This window comes from Bacillus sp. JJ1503 (assembly GCF_036965125.1).
Taxonomy (GTDB): Bacteria; Bacillota; Bacilli; order Bacillales; family Cytobacillaceae; genus Cytobacillus.
On the sequence record NZ_JBALOZ010000492.1, the window covers coordinates 1 to 1,661 of the forward strand.

At 36.5% G+C, this 1,661-nt stretch carries 3 protein-coding genes; 1 reads left to right on the forward strand and 2 read right to left on the reverse strand.

The features are described 5' to 3' along the window. The first annotated feature begins 178 nt into the window (after positions 1–178). A complete protein-coding gene (locus V7149_RS25760) occupies positions 179–400 on the forward strand; it encodes a DUF3892 domain-containing protein (protein WP_335348403.1) in 222 nt (73 codons plus the stop codon). Between the two features lie 51 nt (positions 401–451). Here V7149_RS25760 and mntR read toward each other — a convergent pair whose 3' ends face one another. Next, the gene (gene mntR, locus V7149_RS25765; protein WP_335348404.1) at positions 452–934 is read right to left on the reverse strand and encodes a transcriptional regulator MntR; all 483 of its coding nucleotides are present in this window, start codon (positions 932–934) and stop codon (positions 452–454) included. Positions 935–1,131: 197 nt separating this feature from the next. Then, positions 1,132–1,661: topoisomerase C-terminal repeat-containing protein (locus V7149_RS25770; RefSeq protein ID WP_335348405.1), on the reverse strand; the 530-nt coding region annotated here is incomplete at its 5' end.

Genomic DNA, 1,661 nt, shown 5'->3' on the forward strand with positions numbered 1-1,661 from the left:
TTCTTAGCCTCTTTACTCCATTCAAACTTTTGCATAATTCCCCTCGCTTTCACTCAATTAAAAATTGAACAAATAAAATATAAGTCTCTCCCTTATAATTTCTCTATTAAGAAAGCGAATCCTTTGTTTAAAAATACAATAACTGTGAAAAATAAGACTAATCAAAGGAGGAGAAACGATGTTTGAAGAACAGCTAGTGGCTGTACACAGAAACTATTTTGGAGATATTATCAGTTTTAAAACATCAAGCGGACGAATCATTTCATATCAAAAAGCTTTACAAGAGGCAGAAAATGGACAGATAGCTGGAGTGAATATACAAAATGGACAGGATGGAAATTCTTCCATATTAGTGCCTGAAACAGCCCTATCTTTTAATGATTGGCCTGATATGTATTAAAGGACCTGCATCATAGGCAGGTCCTTATCATTGTTCTTGCGCTAGCTTTTGTTATTGTGCTTCCTCTTGTTCTAGTTCCTGTTCTTTAACGTGTTCTTGCGCTTCCTCTTGATCTTCCTCTTCGTTTTGTCTTTGAATCTCTCTTAATGCTTCAACCCGCTCGGCATCCTCTTCAAAATACTGAACGAGATCTCCAATTCTGTCGATTGCATCCCAGCTTAAATGATGTTCAATCCCTTCAACATCGCCGTAAATATTTTCTTCTTTAACCCCGATTAAACGAAGCATCTGCTCCAGTAAATCATGCCGAAATACAAGCCTTTTTCCAATCTTATTACCTTTTGAAGTCAGACTTAAACCTCTGTATTTTTCATAAACTAGATACCCATCTTTATCAAGCTTCTGAACCATTTTTGTTACAGAGGAGGGATGTACTGCAAGAGCTTCTGCTATATCTGAAACACGGGCATATGTTTTCTCGGCAATTAACATGTAAATCTGTTCGATATAGTCTTCCATACTAGGTGTTGGCATCGAATACCCTCCCATATGAACTGGCCAAATATCTTTGTCCTATTTTTCGTATACTTCATTATATGAAATTGACTATGCAAAGTGCCTATATTTACAAGCAGGTGACAAAGTTAATATCATATAATTATCTTAAGGCCTTTAAAAAGTTTACTACATTCATCATAGTGAAACAAGGAATTCAATGGCTAATATTGACGCTATTGGTTCTGAAACATAAACTTTACTCTCTTTTCTTTATCATCCCACATAAGTTTTGCCGAAAAAGTTTTTTCCTTGCTTTTGAAACCATCCATTAATTCTGTCGCACCTTCCTGGAGCAGCTGCTTAAGTAACTTTTGTGTGATGGATTTACCCATAATTTTTTTAGAGATAGTAAAATTACATTTCGTTTTATTAAAATTCGTGCAGCCATAAAACTTTCCTTTATCAATGACCTTGCCTTCACAAAATTTGCATTTCCCAATGGCAGTTGCTTTCTTTTGCTTCGATTTACCTGGTGTAAAGCCTTCCTTATCTTCTTCATTAAATGCCCATTCCCCGGCATTTTTTACAGATGCTTCAATAATGTGCGACACCATTTTATTTGTCAGCTCCATAAATTGCTTTGGGGAGGCCTCACCATTTGAAATGTCTTTAAGGCGCTGCTCCCATTTGGCAGTCATCTCTGGGGACGCAAGAATCTCAGATCCGATTGCACCAATTAATATTTTTGCCTTCGGTGTTGCAT

Bases quoted from the DNA above. Each gene is read 5' to 3' on its own strand.
- V7149_RS25760 (WP_335348403.1), top strand. From the start codon at position 179: ATGTTTGAAGAACAGCTAGTGGCTGTACACAGAAACTATTTTGGAGAT.
- mntR (WP_335348404.1), bottom strand. From the start codon at position 934: ATGCCAACACCTAGTATGGAAGACTATATCGAACAGATTTACATGTTA.